Source organism: Citrobacter sp. RHBSTW-00881, assembly GCF_013728515.1.
GTDB classification, from domain to species: Bacteria; Pseudomonadota; Gammaproteobacteria; order Enterobacterales; family Enterobacteriaceae; genus Citrobacter; species Citrobacter braakii.
The window spans coordinates 1,011,491-1,027,813 of sequence record NZ_CP056269.1 but is presented as its reverse complement, the minus strand read 5'-3'; the positions used below and the strand labels follow the sequence as shown (position 1 = coordinate 1,027,813).

The window sequence follows — 16,323 nt, the reverse complement described above, 5'->3', positions numbered from 1 at the left end:
TCCTTACTGGCTGACAAACTCCAGCAGTTCCTGGAGCGAACCTTCGCTCGATTCCACATTCATCTCGTAGTGGCGCTCCCCCTCACGTGACCCGTAAGCGCGTTCAAACTTCTGCCGCTGCTCTTTCAGGCGTTGAATGGCCTGTGTCTGCTGATCTTCTCCACGAACAGGATTAAAGAAAGCGACTGAAAGCGCACGAGGTTGCTGGCGTCCCATTTCCACCAGTGCGTAAGATGCGTAAGCACGCGAGGCAAAGCTGTTCTGATTTCCGGTTGGCGAGACGGTGAGCGCCGTTTCGGCCAGCGCCTTAAGGGTTCGCGCGACCAGGGCTTCATCACCATTGAGGTTTTCCAGTAACAGGTCGCGACTGATGCAAATATAAGAATAGAATAACGCAGAGGCGAAGCCCTTCTCACCCATATGCGCCGACCCGGCGTCATCCTCTTTACGGTTCAGATCGTCGACTGCCGTAAAGAAATCCTCTTCAACCGTAACGGCGCTGACGCCAAGAGCATGAGCCACCTGGCAAGCGGCTTCAACGTTAAACGCCGGGCTGGACGCCAGCATGCGACCAAACAGCGCGATATCAACGCCGCTGGCAGTTTCACGTAACAGCTTCAGCTCACTCTCTTCCGGTTCACGTTTATCCGCAATCAGCGTTTCAACCAGTTGGTTTATATGCCGGTATTCATCCGGACTGATATGCACCAGTTGTTCGATATTCAGGTTCTCTTCCGCCTTCGCATTTTTATCGGCTTTTAATTTGCCGAACTGGCTGGCTATTTTTCCAGCGGCGGAAAGCGCCATCTTTTCTGCAACTCCACCAGCCAGCAGATGTTTATAGATCTCACTGCCCAGACGGCGAGTACGGGTGCCAATATGTCCACTGAGCGCGCTTTCAAAAACTTCCGAGGTACGCCATGCGCGCTTGAGACTTTGTGAGGAGACCCGAAGGCGTTCTACTCCGCCCATAATGGCGGTTTTCGGACGTCCGGTATCATCACGGTTCAGGTTAGCGGGGGCGTAAGCCGTCAGAATATGCAATTGAATAAATGTCGTCATGAGTGAAATCCTTTTTATTTGTTCCTGGGAGATTTTTCGCCAGCCTGCAGATATTCACTGGCCCAGCGTACGGAGAGGCGCTTAAAAGGGTTACTTTCAGCCGCCAGATATGCTTCTTTCGCCTGCCATTCACGCATCCATAAGAAAACCCCGTCAGCCAGCGACACAAGGTTAACGCCCTGGTCACCGCGCAGTTTTACCGCACGAATCAGTTGACTGGAGAGTTCCGCCGGGGTTCTGACCGCCAACAGACGATCGAAACGCTGACGTGAAAGGCAGGGGCCGCTTTTAATCTCTTCACCAAGCTGGCGGGCGAAAGAGCCGGTGGCGTTGTCGTGATGGGCATGGGCCGCAATGCCTGTAAAAATGGCTAGTGCCAGTCTGTCGCTGGCCTGCTTTTCAACTCCCGTCAGCGCACGGTTCAGATGATGAAAAGCCTGGCTGGTGAGCGCCCCATACGGTAAAACCGCATGACGCAGCTCTGCTCGCCAGGCTCGACCATTGCCTGTAAAAGCAGCATCGACGCTATTGCGTTCCTGCAAACTCCGAAACCAACGGCGAATAATGCCAGGCGCACCGTCGATAATAATCAGCTCTTTTCCGGTGTTAGTTTCAAACATTCGCCTGCTCCTTATGTTCCATAGCGAGCTCCTTCAGTGTTTTCAGGCTGGTGAGTTTTTTGACATTCTTGATAAGACTGAGCCGGGCAGACAAAATTCGTTGCAAATCAGCCGTATTATCGGGGTTGGTAAAAGCGCTCTGGTCGAATATTTGTAGCAACCCGCGTTGCAGGTTCCCTCCCCACTCCCGCAGCGCGGCGCGCGCCTGAGGCTGAAGAGAAGAAGGATGTTGGCTTAACGTCTGCCATAGCTGACGAAATCCTGTCTCGGTCTGCTGCCAGAAGGCGATATCCACCATACTGAAATCCCCTTTCGCCTCTTTAGGACTCCCGAACCAGGCCTGTTTAAGCGCCTGAACGAGGAGAGGTCGAACGGAGATCGCCAGTTCGAGTGCAATTGAAAGCAGGTCTTTAAAGCTTTCCGCTTCATCGGCAGATAAAGCGATCAGAGGTAAACGATGCTCATACCAACAGCACGCCTTGGCGCTCTTCATATCAAAACCAAAGCACCATAATCTGGTAGCTCCCGGCTCTGGATTCCCGAGCACAACGCGCGCAGGGATCGTGCAACTCAGTTTATCTTCCGTCGTCATCGCCAGTCCCAGCCAGTCTTTATAGACCAGACCACCGGATTGTCCCTTGAGCGCCAGCATCGGTGACGCCGCGTCTTTCAGCGCTTTTCGATACGGTGAAAGCGGGTGAACCCAGCCGTCATACTGCACGCCGTAGTTTTTGCTGCGGATCTGGCTGAGCAATGCAGGATGAGGCTCACCGCACAAATCACACTCGCCGCTTTGCGTATGGCTGAAATCAATTTCCAGCCGTCGCGGCATGCCCCAATAGGCCTGGAGCGGATGTGCATTTTCGGGCGTCACCCTATTTTTTGCCGTTTCACTACTGCGGGTTGCGGCCAGCCACGGGAAAATCAGAGCCAGTTGCTCATCCTGCCATTGCTGCTGCCCAGGCATAACATTCAGCCAAAGTTTGCGCCACAGCGGCTCATTTGGCTGAACTGGCATTAACAGCGTCGTCAGCGGTCCACCGCCGCGCATGCTGGTACGCCCCCCGGCTCCGTCCTCGGGGGAGTTGGTCTGAACGGTATAAAGCGCCATCACTGCACAGTGCGGGCAAAAATGCCGATAAATACGACGTTTTACGAAGTGATCTTTATTTAACTTAACAGTGTTGCCGCCGGGAGCATCAATCAATAACCTCGCGATTGCGCTGTTTTTAACATCCAGCCCAGAAAAATCCTGCAAAAAAGCGGGTTTCTGTGGGCCAAACTGCATGGCAACCGCCACGCGTTCCAGCGCTTTTTGCCAGCGGTCCGGATCGATACCATCTTCCCAGATATCCCCCCACTGTTCTTCATCCTCCGGCGCGAATACCGTTTGTAGCAGGCCAATCAATAACTGATATGCCGCCCCCTGAAAATCTGCGCGCGGCCACGCCAGTTCGATAATGTCATTATCAGCCAGCTCGCGTGGCGAAATTTTTCGCCGCTGCCCCTGCCTGTCGATAATCGGTAGCCAGGGCTCCGTGATAAGTGAAAACATGATTCCTCCTGAAATAAATTACTGCAAATGCTGGCTCGATAACCCCCACGCCTTGCTATAAACTGCCGACGCATCCCCCTCTGTAAGCAACAGCACCTGTGCCTTCGGGTTGTGAATTTCGTGGCGAAAATGTTCGAGTTCTTCCCCCTGCAAACACGGCGCGTTAGCAGCAATTTTCTGCCAGAGCGTTTCCCGCAACGAGAGGCGACTTTGTTGCCAGGAAAACGGTTCCAGCCGGGCGTAGGATTGCAGAGAGCCTCCCTCCGCCCGCCAGGCAAGAAACAAATCGACGGTGGGCTCGCTTAATCGGGTGGAAAGCTCCACGTCGTCACTCCATCCCGCCATGCTTGCGGTACGGTGATAGCCAGTTTCCCAATCCAGAATGTTTTGCTTTGCGGCAGCCTTCACACTGAGATCTTTGCCGTAAACGTTATCCTCCTGAGCTTGCAGGCCAACGGGCGCGGCTATCCATGCTTCGTATACGCTTTCCACCAGTTCGCGGGCATCTTCCGGCATGCGAATCTCCCCTTTGTCGCGCAATATTGCCTGTGTCCGCCACAGGCAAGCGTGGTCTTCGTAGACATAGCCTGTACCTTTGAGATGTTCACCCAGCCAGCCACTTTCCGCTTCCGGTTGCCACTCCGGCGCCAGAATGTGCAACACTGGAGACAGACGACCATCTGGCATCTGCCCGGTTAGCGCCCCGTGCCGATCGCGAATATGGCGCTGTAAACGTCCTGCGCGCTGAATCAATAAATCGACCGGGGCCAGGTCGCTAATCATGACGTCGATATCCAGATCCAGACTCTGTTCCACAACCTGTGTTGCGATCAGCACTTTGCCGCGCCGCAACCTTGGCGTGCTTGATTTTCCGAACCATTCCAGCGCCCGATTTTCTATTGCCATACGATCGATAAATGCAAAACGACTGTGGAATAACAGCAGGTTTTCTGGTGGAACAAGCCCACTATCCAGCAACTGGCGATAGACGGTAATCGCGTCATCCACCGTGTTACGGATCCAGCAGATGCATTGCCCGCTTTCAACGGTGCGGAGGATCAGTTCGCGGGCGCTGTCCGGATCGTTGAGCCACTGCACCGCAACGCGACGAGCCACTTCAGGACGCGTGGGAATATAGCGTTCAGATACCCCCTGCGAACTGAGATGCGAAAGCCAGGGATAGCCTGCATTTTGATCGGCAATAACGGGAGCACCGTTAATACCGCGCTGGAAAGCATTCAGTAACGTATGGCGTAAAGACGAGGGCAGCGTGGCGCTCAGGATGATGACGCTACCGCCCTGAGCCGCATGAAAGGTCAGTAGCCCTTCCAGCAGACGCACCATATAGCTGTCATAAGCATGTACTTCGTCCAAAAGCAGGATCTTGCGATACAGCCCGAGCAAACGTAGAGACTGATGACGAAATGGCATGGCGGCCATTAATGCCTGATCGAGAGTTCCGACCCCCACCTCAGCCAGCAGCGATTTCTTGCGTGAATCAGCAAACCAGATATTGCAGGTACTGCTGGCAGCCTGTTCATCCGGTATATAGGCAGATTGTCCGGCATTCCGCGATGACCACAGGGAATGCGTGAAGGCCTCCGACATGCCGCTTGAGCCATGCGCCAGCACCAGCGACGGGCGTTGCTCTGCTACAAATAACGCGCGATAAGCCGTTGCCAGCCGTTGAAACATGGCGTTTGAGGTTGCCATAGTCGGCAGTCCAACGTACAGGCTGTCACCTTTCCCCTGAGCCATTAACCGCTGGGTGAGGATCAGCGCCGCTTCCGTTTTGCCTGCACCGGTCACATCCTCCAGTACAAAAAGTTGTGGGCCTTCGGCTGAAATCGCTATGTCCATAGCGCTTTGCTGAAGCGGCGTTAAGTGCTGAATAAACGGGAACAGATCGGCCGGATTACGGTGGGTATCTACCGAAGAAAGCTGAGGAAGTTGCGCCAGCGCGTGCGTGGCCTGTGCTAAGGCCCTCTGCCAGTACGCGCTATCTGGCATAACGGTACTGACCAGTGGAAAATCATGTTGGTTCGATCCCATCCAGTCCGCAAGCGTTGTCAGTCCAGCCAGCAGCCAGCTTTGTTGACAGAGTTTTTTACGCCAGATTTTGTCGCAAAACCGGTCGGGGAAATCAGTGACATTGAGGAGAGAAGAGAGCGCCGCCATCCATTCTTCGGCAGCCACTTTGTCTTCGGGGGTAAAAGCAACGCTTCCTTTGACATCCTTTAATGGCGGAACACCATGATGACCGGTGACGACGTTGAGCCAGATATCCAGCGTTCTTTCACTTTCGCGTGTTAACGCAGGTAACGCATTGGGCCATGCTTTTCTCAACCCCTGCCAGAACCAGTATCCCAGCGAGTCGTGTCGTTCAGGATAGCCAATCCCGCTGATACCGGGCACCAAATCCGGGTAAGACGTCTTATTGAGCTGCTGAAAACCCCGCGCGAATTTCCCTATATCGTGGAGCCCCAGTATCCAGGCAAACCAGCGCGCAGCCTCTTCCCGGGAGAAACCTAATTCGGCAAAGATATCTGCCGCATGAAAGCGATTGCGCATCACCATTTGCCAACCGCAGGCCGCCACATCCAGACAGTGATAGGGCAGCAAATGGTATGCATCCCCCTGGTCGTGAATATTTTCCTTTTTACCGGTTTTTCCCCAGTAAGCAAAATAAGGTGCGTAATTAGCCATTTATTAATAACAAGTCCGAATCCAAATATATTAAGAGAATTACAGACTAAGAAATAATATCGGTGATCAGAATCACACCTTAACGCGCAAAATAAAGTATTTATGCAAGATAATAATAAATATGAATAAGATGAATTATATAAATAAGCACCAGAAATATTTCCCTCTATTTTCCGGTGCTGATGAGACGATCACCCTTCGTGCAATCCGCACTCGCGCTTCAATCCGAAGAACCGCGTCTCTTCTTCCGCCATACCCGGCTCCCATTTGCGGGTGGTATGGGTATCACCCACTGACAGATAGCCCTGATCCCACAGTGGATGGTATTTCAGGCCGTGCTTTTGCAGATACTGGTAAACGGTACGGTTGTCCCAGTCGATGATCGGCAGCACTTTAAACACGCCGCGCTGGATAGCCAGCACCGGCAAATGCGCCCGGCTGCCCGACTGCTCGCGGCGCAGACCCGCAAACCAGGTTTGCGCGTTCAGTTCTTTAAGCGCGCGGTTCATCGGCTCGACTTTGTTGATCTCATTGTATTTCTCAATGCCTTCAACGCCCTGCTCCCACAGTTTGCCGTAGCGCGCTTCCTGCCAGGCCGCGCTCTCCTTCGCCCGGTAGACTTGCAGATTAAGCTTGAGTTTGTCCGTTAACTCATCAATAAACTGGTAGGTTTCCGGGAACAAATAGCCGGTATCGGTGAGGATCACCGGGATATCCGGGTGAATCTGATTCACCAGGTGCAGGCTTACTGCCGCCTGGATACCAAAGCTTGATGACAGTACATATTCACCAGGCAGGTTTTCCAGCGCCCACGCCACGCGCCCTTCGGCGTCCAGCTTTTCGAGCTGTGCGTTGGTTTCCGCCAGCGCCAGAATGCGGTCGACTTTTGGCAGGTCATTAAGGGCGTTTAGATCGAGTACGGACATAATTACCTCTCGTGGTTACTCCCAGAAATCCCGGGCGGGATCGAGCACCGGGCGAATGATGCCCGCACGCACCGTAAAATCACCGAAGCCTTCACCCGCTTCGCGCTCTTTCGCCCAGCGCCCAACCAGTTCGTCAACGGAGTCGAGAATTTCCGATTCCGTAATATTTTCGCGATACATACGCGGAATGCGCGTGCCCATGCGGTTACCGCCAAGGTGTACGTTGTAGCGCCCCGGCGCTTTACCCACCAGGCCCAGTTCCGCCAGCATCGCGCGGCCGCAGCCGTTCGGGCAACCTGTAACGCGCATCACAATATGCTCGTCAGGAATGCCGTGTTTTTCGAGAATAGCTTCCACTTTATCAGTGAACGATGGCAGGAAACGTTCGGCCTCCGCCATCGCCAGCGGACAGGTCGGGAACGACACGCAGGCCATCGAGTTTTCACGCTGCGGCTTCACCGCATTCATCAATCCGTGATCGCGCGCCAGCTTCTCGATCTTCGCTTTTTGGCTTTCCGGCACACCAGCAATGATCAGGTTCTGGTTGGCGGTGATGCGGAAATCCCCTTTGTGGATCTTCGCGATCTCCAGCAGGCCGGTTTTCAGCGGACGGCCCGGATAATCCAGGATACGACCGTTTTCAATAAACAGCGTCAGGTGCCAGTTATTGTCGATCCCTTTTACCCAACCAATACGATCGCCGCGACCGGTGAACTCGTACGGGCGGATCGGCTCAAATTTGATGCCCGCGCGACGCTCCACTTCCTCTTTGAACGTGTCGATACCAACGCGTTCAAGCGTGTATTTGGTTTTGGCGTTTTTACGATCGGTACGATTACCCCAGTCGCGCTGCGTTGTCACCACAGCTTCTGCTACCGCCAGGGTGTGCTCCAGCGGCAGATAGCCGAACTCGCTCGCGGTGCGGGCGTAGGTTTTCTTATTGCCGTGCTCAATCGACAAACCACCGCCGACCAGCAGGTTAAAGCCCACCAGCTTGCCGTTTTCGGCAATCGCCACGAAGTTCATGTCGTTGGCGTGCAGATCTATATCGTTCTGCGGCGGGATTACGACCGTGGTTTTAAACTTACGCGGCAGATAGGTTTGACCGAGGATCGGCTCTTCGTCGGTGGTCGCAACCTTCTCCTGATCCAGCCAAATTTCTGCATAGGCGCGAGTACGCGGCAGCAGATGTTCGGAGATCTTCTTCGCCCATTCATAGGCTTGGGCGTGCAGCTCGGACTCGTACGGGTTAGAGGTACACAGAACGTTACGGTTCATGTCGTTGGCGGTCGCCAGCGCGTCCAGCCCGACCGAATGCAGCATCTGGTGTACCGGCTTAACGTTCTTCTTCAGAATGCCGTGAAACTGGAAGGTCTGACGGTTGGTCAGACGAATGCTGCCGTAAATCGTGTTGTCATGGGCGAACGTGTCGATCGCCTGCCACTGTTTGGTGGTGATCACCCCACCCGGCAGACGGCAGCGCAGCAGCATCGCGTGACGCGGCTCCAGCTTTTGCTCGGCTCGTTCGGCGCGGATATCGCGGTCATCCTGCTGGTACATACCGTGAAAACGGATCAGCAGGAAGTTGTCGCCTTTGAAGCCGCCGGTCAGGCCGTCGTTTAAATCTTCGGCAATCGTACCGCGCAGATAGTTGCTTTCCAGCTTCATACGCTCAGCGTCGGACAGCTTGCCTTCGACCACCAATGGTCCTGGGTATTTTTCGCTCATTAGTAGACATCTCGCTGATAACGGCGCTCAATGCGCAGCTCACTTAAAAATTCATCCGCCGCTTCGATATCCATAGAACCGAATTCGGCAATCACTTCCAACAAAGCCTGCTCAACGTCTTTCGCCATGCGATTGGCGTCGCCGCAGACATAAATGTGGGCACCGTCGTTTATCCAGCGCCACAGTTCCGCACCCTGTTGGCGCAGTTTGTCTTGTACGTATATTTTTTCTTTCTGGTCACGGGACCAGGCCAGATCGATACGGCTCAGCACGCCCTCTTTGACGTAACGCTGCCATTCCACCTGGTACAGGAAATCTTCGGTAAAGTGTGGGTTGCCAAAAAACAGCCAGTTTTTGCCTTCGGCTCCGTCAGCCGCACGCTGCTGCATGAATGCACGGAACGGCGCAATCCCCGTGCCTGGTCCAATCATAATCACCGGTGTCTGCGGGTTAGCCGGCAGGCGGAAGTTATCGTTGTGTTCGATGAACACGCGCACTTCGCCCTCTTCTTCCACGCGATCGGCGAGGAAACTGGACGCACCACCAGCACGGGCCCGACCTTCAATGTCATAACGCACCACGCCCACGGTGACGTGCACTTCGCTTTCCACTTCCGCCTGAGAAGAGGCAATAGAATACAAACGCGGCGTCAGCGGGCGCAGAAGATCAACCAACGTTTGGGCGTCCAGTTGCGCTGGGGAGAAACGCACCATATCGACGATTGGCGTGGTTGCGGCGTAATGCTGCAATTGCGCTTTGTCGCCCACCAGCGGCAGCAGAGAGTCGCTACGGGTTAAAGTGGCATAGTTCTCGACGATATTGCCGGTGTTAACCGTCAGCTCGAAATGCCACTGCAGCGCTTCGGTGAGCGACAGGGTTTTGCCGTCAACCGTGACCGGCTCATCTCCTTTCAGCCACAGCAATTCAACCAGCTCTTTGACCAGCTCAGGATCGTTCTGATACCAGACACCTAAGGCATCGCCCGGCTGGTAGCGCAGGCCGGAATCGCCGAGATCGATTTCAATATGGCGCACATCTTTTTCCGAGTCGCGACCGGTGATTTTCTGATTCACCGACAGGCTCGCCGTCAGCGGAGATTCTTTGGTATACGGGCTGGAGTGGATCTCATTTACCGCTCCGCTGGCAATGGCCTGAGCAGGCGCGGCGACCGGCGCACGGGATTTCAGCATCTCAACCACGCGCGCACGCCATTCGGCGGCTGCATTCTGGTATTCCACATCGGCATCCACGCGATCAAGCAGACGCTCACCGCCCAGCTCAGCCAGTTTTGCATCGAAGTCTTTTCCTGACTGACAGAAAAACTCGTAAGAAGTGTCACCAAGACCAAACACGGCAAAAGCGGTGTTATCAAGCTTCGGCGCTTTTTTCGAGAACAGGAATTTATGCAACGCTACGGCTTCTTCCGCCGGTTCACCTTCCCCTTGCGTCGACGCCACTACGATCAGCAATTTCTCATTGGCGATCTGTTTGAATTTATAGTCGCCAGCATTGATGAGAGTGACGTTGAGCTTCGCAGCGATCAGATCATCGCGCAGGGCTTCCGCCACACGACGCGCATTACCGGTTTGCGAGGCGGAGATAAGCGTAATGCCAGGCATTTCAGCAGCAGGAGCAGGAGTCGCCGCATTGCTGCCTGGCTGCTGATTCAGCACGCCCCAAAAATAGCCAGAAACCCACGCAAGCTGTGCGGGAGTGAAATCGGTCGTGGCCGCCTGAAGGCGTGCCAGTTGCTCCGGGTTTAGCGGTAGCAGAGCGGAAGGTGGGGCCTGTGTCGTCATGCGTTGTCATGTTCCAGTAAGCAAAGCGGATTTCAGCAATAAAACCCAAACTGAAGATAAGGTTAACGGCGGGGATAGTAACAATTAAAGAAGGGATAGAAATAACAAATAACCAAATGAACTAACCTGTTTTAGTTATAGTTATTAACAGCAAAACAGATTGGATAACCATATGATATATCAATAATTATTAAATATTACCATCATGAATAGGTCGTTCTGATACTCAGCGCCCTTTTAACTAATGATAAAATTCGCTCTTTACGGTACCCTACGGCGGTTTTTCGCATTCTTGAGAGTAAAAAATGTCCACCACCTTGTTTAAAGATTTCACCTTCGAAGCCGCTCACCGCCTGCCGCATGTACCGGAAGGGCATAAGTGTGGCCGCCTGCATGGTCACTCATTTATGGTGCGTCTTGAAATTACCGGTGAAGTCGATCCGCATACCGGTTGGATCATGGATTTTTCTGAGTTAAAAGCCGCGTTTAAGCCAACTTACAACAGACTCGATCACTACTATCTGAACGATATTCCTGGCTTAGAAAACCCAACCAGTGAAGTACTGGCCAAATGGATTTGGGATCAGGTTAAACCGGTTGTCCCTCTGCTGAGTGCCGTAATGGTGAAAGAGACCTGCACAGCAGGCTGCGTGTATCGCGGGGAATGATTGTATCGTCTGTGGCAACGGTCAATTTTCCTTAACTAACACTCTGTTAGGGTTATGTGCTCTGGATATCTGGAGCACAACATGTCTGACGATTTCGATATTATTATTATCGGTGCAGGGATAGCGGGCACCGCTTGTGCTTTACGCTGCGTGCGAGCAGGACTGTCAGTTTTGCTTATTGAACGCGGCGAGCTTCCCGGCAGTAAAAACCTTTCAGGCGGGCGTCTGTATACTCACGCGCTCGGTGAACTTCTTCCCCACTTCCAACATTCAGCCCCACTTGAACGCCGAATTACCCAGGAAAATCTCTCGCTGTTAACTCGCGATGGCGCAACGACGTACTCCAGCCTGCAACCGGATGGAGACTCATGGAGCCTGCTGCGCGCCCGCTTCGACCCGTGGTTTGTCGCCCAGGCCGAGGCCGAAGGCGTACAGTTTATCAACGGTGTGACGGTCGAGGCGCTCCATATCGAAGAGGGCAGAGCCTGCGGCGTTATTGCCGATAACGAGACGCTGCGCGCCCGTTATGTGGTACTGGCGGAAGGGGCAAACAGCGTGCTGGCCGAGCGCTACGGATTCCTGCCGCGTCCCTCGACAGCCGCAATGGCATTAGGCATTAAAGAGACTTTGGCGCTGGATAAATCGTTACTTGAGGAACGTTTCCGCTTATCCAATGACGAAGGCGCGGCAATGCTGTTTAGTGGCAATATTTGTGGCGAGCTTCCCGGCGGCGCGTTTCTTTATACCAATCAAGATACACTCTCTCTGGGCGTGGTTTGTCCGCTCTCCTCTTTGGCACAGAGCGATATCCCGGCGGCTGAACTGCTGGAACGGCTCAAGACGCATCCGGCGTTACATCCGCTGCTCAGAGGCAGCGAAACGCTGGAATATGGCGCACATCTGGTACCAGAAGGCGGCCTGCACAGCCTGCCCGTACAGTACGCCGGAGACGGCTGGCTGCTGGTGGGCGATGCGCTACGCAGCTGTGTGAATACCGGTTTCTCCGTTCGCGGCATGGATATGGCGCTCATTGGTGCTCAGGCGGCGGCGCAAACATTGATTAACGCCTGTCAGAAACGCGAGCCGCAAAATCTGTTTCCGGCTTATCACCACGACATCCAGCACAGCCTGCTGTGGGACGTTCTGCAACGTTACCGGGATGTTCCGGCGTTGCTCCAGCGCCCCGGATGGTATCGTCAATGGCCCATGCTGATGGAGGCTATTTCCCGTGAAATCTGGCATCAGGGCGACCGCCCGGTAGCCCCGCTGCGCCAGATTGTCTGGCGTCAGTTTCGTCGTCACGGCCTGCGTCATCTGGCAGGCGATATCATCAGGAGCTTACGATGTCTGTAGCCCGTAACGTCTGGCGTCCCGCCGACATTTCACATATCGTTCCTGCGACCGTTATTGACAGCAAAACGGCACAACGGCTGATCGCATCCTGCCCCGCCGGACTGTTTTCTCTTACGGCGGAAGGTGAGCTACGGGTCAACTTTCGCGGCTGCCTGGAGTGCGGCACCTGTCGACTGCTGTGTGATGAAAAAACGCTGCAACAGTGGCGCTACCCCGCGTCCGGCTTTGGCATCACTTACCGATTTGGATAATTTAATAGGATAATTTATGCCCCTGTTACACCTGCTTCGCCAGAATCCGGTTATTGCCGCCGTGAAAGACAACGCCAGCCTGCAATTAGCCATTGATTCCGAATGCCAGTTCATCTCTGTTTTGTACGGCAATATCTGCACCATCAGCCATATCGTAAAGAAAATTAAAAATGCCGGTAAGTACGCATTTATCCACGTTGATCTGCTGGAGGGCGCGTCTAATAAAGAGGTGGTGATCCAGTTTCTGAAGCTGGTCACCGAGGCCGACGGCATCATCAGTACCAAAGCGTCGATGCTGAAAGCCGCGCGGGCGGAGGGCTTTTTCTGTATTCATCGCCTGTTTATCGTCGACTCTATCTCTTTTCACAACATTGATAAGCAGGTCGCACAGTCGAACCCGGACTGTATTGAAATCCTGCCGGGATGCATGCCAAAAGTGCTGGGATGGGTGACGGAAAAAATACGCCAGCCGTTGATTGCCGGTGGTCTGGTTTGCGATGAAGAGGACGCCCGCAATGCGATGAAAGCTGGTGTAGCAGCACTTTCAACTACCAACACCGACGTCTGGACGTTAGCGAAAAAGCTGCATTAACCCGAGGTGCCGGATAGCGGTGTAAACACCTGATCCGGCCTCCCCCTGAATTAATTTTCTGCGATGGCTGCCAACGCCTCCAGCACCGGCAGCCAGTCATCCACAATCCCGACATCCGCCTGTGAGAAGACAGGCGCACTGGCATCACCGTTTATTGCCACGACGAACTGGCTCTGACGAACCCCGGCCATTAGCGCCGCCGCGCCGGACGCTCCCGCCACAATGCAGACATCCGGCGCAAGCAGATGCCCCGATATCCCAATCACGCGCTCAGCGTCAAAACCACCGTTCATCACCCGCGCACGGCTGTAGCCCACTTCGGCACCAAGCACCTTACCGAGAGCGGTAATTTTTTCGGCATCGGCGTCACTTCTTCCCTGCCCTACCACCAGCACACGCCCGGCCTGCAACAAAGGATGAGCTGTAACACGGTCGATGCTTTCTACGCTATCCAGCCAGCCCGGCGTCGTCGTGGGGACAATGCGGCGTTCCACCAGCGCTGGGAGAACGTTGCCCGACGCGCGCGTTTCCGGTTGTCGCGCCAGTGAAAGGCACAAGGGACGCGCGGTGATTTGTAGCCTGGCCGTCAGCGCATTCCCCCAGTGGGATTTCGTCACCAGCCCCTGTTGCGCATCCAGCGTCTGCGCCTGGCAAACGCTGCCGCCATGCAGGCGCCAGGCCAGCCGCGTCGCAAGCTCATCCCCCAGCGCACCCGCCGGAAAAATCAGGATGTCGGCTGGCGTCAGCAACCACTGCGTCGCCAGCGCGTCCAGCACCTGCTCCGCCACGTCCGGCATCGGGTCTAGAGTCCAGCGTTCCAGTTCTGCTGCATTAAGCGCGTTTTCTGCAATCCAGCCTGCCAGTGCAGCGCATTCACCCGATTCCGTAATCACAACGATCTTCATGGCTGCATCCTCTGGCGCAAATAATCATTCCACAATATCCGCGCTTTTTCCTGCGCCGTCGCGCCGTCGATAAGCGTGGCGCTGCGCCGCTGCGCCGGTCGCGCCAGCTTCTGACATTGCACGTTCGGAGTTTCATCACTGGACGCAGGCTGACGTAAAATTGCCGCTTTTGCCGCCGCCAGACGCTGACGCATTCCGGGGACGGGAAGCGCAACTTCACCACATTGCCTGACGGCAATTACAGCCGGAAGCCGCACCCGGCAGCGGCGCAACCCGGTCGCCGTTCGTTGCTCGACAACAACAAAAGGCGGCGTCAGCGTAAAACGCTCCACCTGGGTAAAGCAGGGCCAGGCCAACATTTCAGCCATCAAAAATGGCGTTTGCCCGTTCTGCCCTTCGCTACTCTGACAGCCAGTGATAATCAAATCCGCGCCGTGATGACGCTGCCAGCCAGTTATTTGCCGGGCAATGAATTCCGGCGCAAAGCGCAGATCCGCCGTCGTTTCCAGCAACACCGGCTTATCAAAACCCAGCGCGGCAAAATAGCGCAACCAATGAATCGCACGCTCATCGCTAATGCTTAGCGCGGTTAACGTCATATCACAACCTTCACGACGTTGCGCCAGCAGTAATGCCGCAGCCGCCTGCTCATCGGCACCAGGAGAACAGCGCAGCAGCGCGGTGTCCGGGCCACGGTTATCTTCCGTCGCCGCCAGCCAGTCTTTTTCCGCCAACATGCCGGAGTCTGGTTCGGCCTTAAACGCGAACAGAATGTTCATGTGATCCTCCCTGTCTTTTCTCCACGCTTCCGGCCGCCACCAGCGGCAATGCCTTCGTTTCCGGTGCCCATAGCCATGTCACCATAAATCCAATGAGGAGCACGCCAGCCAGCAGCAGCAGCGTGACCTGCATCCCCCATTGCGCCAGCGTCCAGGGCAGCAGGCCGGTGCTGATTGCTGCGCCCAATCTGCTCATCGACGTCGCAAAACCCACGCCCAGCGAACGGATATCCGTCGGGAAGCTTTCAGCAGGCAGGATCCCTACCAGATTACTGACCGCAGAAATTGTGGTGCTGAACAGGACAAAAAGCAGCAGCGTCAACGAGCTACCAGATGGCAGACAAGCCATCACCACCAGCGTGGCAGCCAACAGAAAAAAACTCCCAAGCAGAAACCGGCGGTGCGCCAGCAGATGTGTTAATACCAGCCCCAGCAGTGCGCCAACGATTAACAACGCATTCAGCAGCAGGCTGGCGGTGAGCGCATCCTCCAGGCCGAGGGTCCCGGCAATGGTAGGCAGCCAGGTGTAGATAACAAACCAGGGGATCACCAGACAAACAAAAAACACGCTGTTAAACGCGGTTCGCCGCCAGTAGAGAGGGGAAAAGAGCGTTTTGATATGTTTCCCGGACGCCGCAGAAACCTCGTCGCCGAGCAATACGTGCGACCCAAGATAGCGGTGAACAATAGCGTGGGCTTCCGCGAAACGCCCCTGGCGCAGCAGCCATCGAGGCGATTCCGGCGTCCCCCAGCGAAGCAGGGTAATCAATAGTGCGGGCAGCGCCGCCGACGCCAGCAGCCAGCGCCAGGCATCCGGGCTTTCGGTGATAAAATAGTGCCCCGCCAGGCTTGCCAGCACATAGCCGATGGTCCATACCACGCTAAAAGCCCCCAGCAACACTCCCCGATGTCGCCGTGGAGAAAATTCGGCCAACAGAGTGTGCCCTACGGAATAATCGCCTCCCAGCCCAATCCCAATCAGAATACGTAAACCAATAAGCTGTTCCGGCGAGGTGGCGAAAAGCTGTAAAAAAGAGGCGATGGTGATCAACACAAAGCTGAAAGTGAAGATCTTCTGTCGACCAATGTGGTCTGAAATCCAGCCCAACACCAGACTACCGAGAAACAACCCGAGCAGCGCCGAGCCGCCAATCATCCCGGTCATAAACGGCGTGAGCTGCATGGCAGGTGTTAACTGAATAATGGCATAGCCGACAACGCCAAGAACATAGCCGTCGGTAAGGTGAGCACCAAAGGTCAAGGCGGCAATACGACAGTGAAAACCGTTAAGCGGTAAATCGTCCATTCGCACCGGTGAAGTGTTCATTTCTACCCCTGTCCGGTAAAATTGTGGCTTCCCGGTCAGGAAGCCAGCTGAT

13 protein-coding genes and 1 pseudogene are annotated in these 16,323 nt (G+C 54.9%); 4 read left to right on the top strand and 10 right to left on the bottom strand.

Annotated features, from left to right (window positions below; genetic code table 11):
- Window positions 1–3 precede the first annotated feature (3 nt).
- The 7 genes from cas7e to cysJ form a co-directional block, all read right to left on the bottom strand.
- Entirely contained in the window at window positions 4–1,062 is a 1,059-nt protein-coding gene (gene cas7e, locus HV311_RS04910) for a type I-E CRISPR-associated protein Cas7/Cse4/CasC (protein WP_191220790.1), read from the bottom strand.
- A gap of 14 nt (window positions 1,063–1,076) precedes the next feature.
- Window positions 1,077–1,682, bottom strand: a complete 606-nt coding sequence (gene casB, locus HV311_RS04905; protein WP_191220789.1) for a type I-E CRISPR-associated protein Cse2/CasB — start codon at window positions 1,680–1,682, stop codon at window positions 1,077–1,079.
- The gene (casA, locus tag HV311_RS04900) at window positions 1,675–3,237 is read right to left on the bottom strand and encodes a type I-E CRISPR-associated protein Cse1/CasA (protein WP_191220788.1); all 1,563 of its coding nucleotides are present in this window, start codon (window positions 3,235–3,237) and stop codon (window positions 1,675–1,677) included. Before casA ends, casB begins: the two co-directional genes overlap by 8 nt.
- An 18-nt stretch (window positions 3,238–3,255) precedes the next feature.
- Window positions 3,256–5,943 (bottom strand): CRISPR-associated helicase Cas3', encoded by a 2,688-nt coding sequence (gene cas3 / locus HV311_RS04895; protein ID WP_191220787.1) that lies wholly within the window; start codon window positions 5,941–5,943, stop codon window positions 3,256–3,258.
- 191 nt (window positions 5,944–6,134) lie between these two features.
- On the bottom strand, window positions 6,135–6,869 hold the full coding sequence (gene cysH / locus HV311_RS04890; RefSeq protein ID WP_019077568.1) for a phosphoadenosine phosphosulfate reductase: 735 nt from the start codon (window positions 6,867–6,869) through the stop codon (window positions 6,135–6,137).
- A 15-nt stretch (window positions 6,870–6,884) separates the two neighbouring features.
- Complete coding sequence (gene cysI, locus HV311_RS04885; protein WP_016154216.1) at window positions 6,885–8,597, bottom strand: assimilatory sulfite reductase (NADPH) hemoprotein subunit; 1,713 nt, start codon at window positions 8,595–8,597, stop codon at window positions 6,885–6,887.
- On the bottom strand, window positions 8,597–10,396 hold the full coding sequence (cysJ, locus tag HV311_RS04880) for an NADPH-dependent assimilatory sulfite reductase flavoprotein subunit (protein WP_191220786.1): 1,800 nt from the start codon (window positions 10,394–10,396) through the stop codon (window positions 8,597–8,599). The genes cysI and cysJ overlap by 1 nt, the downstream gene beginning before the upstream one ends.
- 305 nt (window positions 10,397–10,701) lie before the next feature.
- Between cysJ and queD the strand changes: the two genes are divergently transcribed.
- The 4 genes from queD to HV311_RS04860 all read left to right on the top strand — a co-directional run bounded on the left by queD (window position 10,702) and on the right by HV311_RS04860 (window position 13,260).
- Window positions 10,702–11,064, top strand: a complete 363-nt coding sequence (gene queD, locus HV311_RS04875) for a 6-carboxytetrahydropterin synthase QueD (protein WP_016154218.1) — start codon at window positions 10,702–10,704, stop codon at window positions 11,062–11,064.
- Between the two features lie 81 nt (window positions 11,065–11,145).
- Window positions 11,146–12,417, top strand: coding sequence for an FAD-dependent oxidoreductase (locus HV311_RS04870; protein WP_191220785.1), 1,272 nt, complete (start codon window positions 11,146–11,148; stop codon window positions 12,415–12,417).
- Window positions 12,408–12,668, top strand: a complete 261-nt coding sequence (locus HV311_RS04865; protein ID WP_103847974.1) for a ferredoxin family protein — start codon at window positions 12,408–12,410, stop codon at window positions 12,666–12,668. Before HV311_RS04870 ends, HV311_RS04865 begins: the two co-directional genes overlap by 10 nt.
- 16 nt (window positions 12,669–12,684) lie before the next feature.
- Window positions 12,685–13,260 (top strand): glycerol-3-phosphate responsive antiterminator, encoded by a 576-nt coding sequence (locus tag HV311_RS04860; RefSeq protein WP_016157338.1) that lies wholly within the window; start codon window positions 12,685–12,687, stop codon window positions 13,258–13,260.
- A gap of 50 nt (window positions 13,261–13,310) precedes the next feature.
- Here the strand turns inward: HV311_RS04860 and HV311_RS04855 are convergent, their stop codons facing one another.
- The 3 genes and pseudogenes from HV311_RS04855 to HV311_RS04845 form a co-directional block, all read right to left on the bottom strand.
- On the bottom strand, window positions 13,311–14,165 hold the full coding sequence (locus HV311_RS04855; RefSeq protein WP_191220784.1) for an electron transfer flavoprotein subunit alpha/FixB family protein: 855 nt from the start codon (window positions 14,163–14,165) through the stop codon (window positions 13,311–13,313).
- The gene (locus HV311_RS04850) at window positions 14,162–14,944 is read right to left on the bottom strand and encodes an electron transfer flavoprotein subunit beta/FixA family protein (RefSeq protein ID WP_191220783.1); all 783 of its coding nucleotides are present in this window, start codon (window positions 14,942–14,944) and stop codon (window positions 14,162–14,164) included. The genes HV311_RS04855 and HV311_RS04850 overlap by 4 nt, the downstream gene beginning before the upstream one ends.
- Window positions 14,922–16,280 (bottom strand): annotated as a pseudogene (locus tag HV311_RS04845) (MFS transporter); the annotation flags it as partial. The gene HV311_RS04850 and the pseudogene HV311_RS04845, both read right to left, overlap by 23 nt.
- Between the last annotated feature and the right edge of the window lie 43 nt (window positions 16,281–16,323).

Excerpts from the sequence above, each read along its gene's own strand:
- cas7e (WP_191220790.1), bottom strand. The coding sequence starts at position 1,062 with ATGACGACATTTATTCAATTGCATATTCTGACGGCTTACGCCCCCGCT.
- casB (WP_191220789.1), bottom strand. The coding sequence starts at position 1,682 with ATGTTTGAAACTAACACCGGAAAAGAGCTGATTATTATCGACGGTGCG.
- casA (WP_191220788.1), bottom strand. The coding sequence starts at position 3,237 with ATGTTTTCACTTATCACGGAGCCCTGGCTACCGATTATCGACAGGCAG.
- cas3 (WP_191220787.1), bottom strand. The coding sequence starts at position 5,943 with ATGGCTAATTACGCACCTTATTTTGCTTACTGGGGAAAAACCGGTAAA.
- cysH (WP_019077568.1), bottom strand. The coding sequence starts at position 6,869 with ATGTCCGTACTCGATCTAAACGCCCTTAATGACCTGCCAAAAGTCGAC.
- cysI (WP_016154216.1), bottom strand. The coding sequence starts at position 8,597 with ATGAGCGAAAAATACCCAGGACCATTGGTGGTCGAAGGCAAGCTGTCC.
- cysJ (WP_191220786.1), bottom strand. The coding sequence starts at position 10,396 with ATGACGACACAGGCCCCACCTTCCGCTCTGCTACCGCTAAACCCGGAG.
- queD (WP_016154218.1), top strand. The coding sequence starts at position 10,702 with ATGTCCACCACCTTGTTTAAAGATTTCACCTTCGAAGCCGCTCACCGC.
- HV311_RS04870 (WP_191220785.1), top strand. The coding sequence starts at position 11,146 with ATGTCTGACGATTTCGATATTATTATTATCGGTGCAGGGATAGCGGGC.
- HV311_RS04865 (WP_103847974.1), top strand. The coding sequence starts at position 12,408 with ATGTCTGTAGCCCGTAACGTCTGGCGTCCCGCCGACATTTCACATATC.
- HV311_RS04860 (WP_016157338.1), top strand. The coding sequence starts at position 12,685 with ATGCCCCTGTTACACCTGCTTCGCCAGAATCCGGTTATTGCCGCCGTG.
- HV311_RS04855 (WP_191220784.1), bottom strand. The coding sequence starts at position 14,165 with ATGAAGATCGTTGTGATTACGGAATCGGGTGAATGCGCTGCACTGGCA.
- HV311_RS04850 (WP_191220783.1), bottom strand. The coding sequence starts at position 14,944 with ATGAACATTCTGTTCGCGTTTAAGGCCGAACCAGACTCCGGCATGTTG.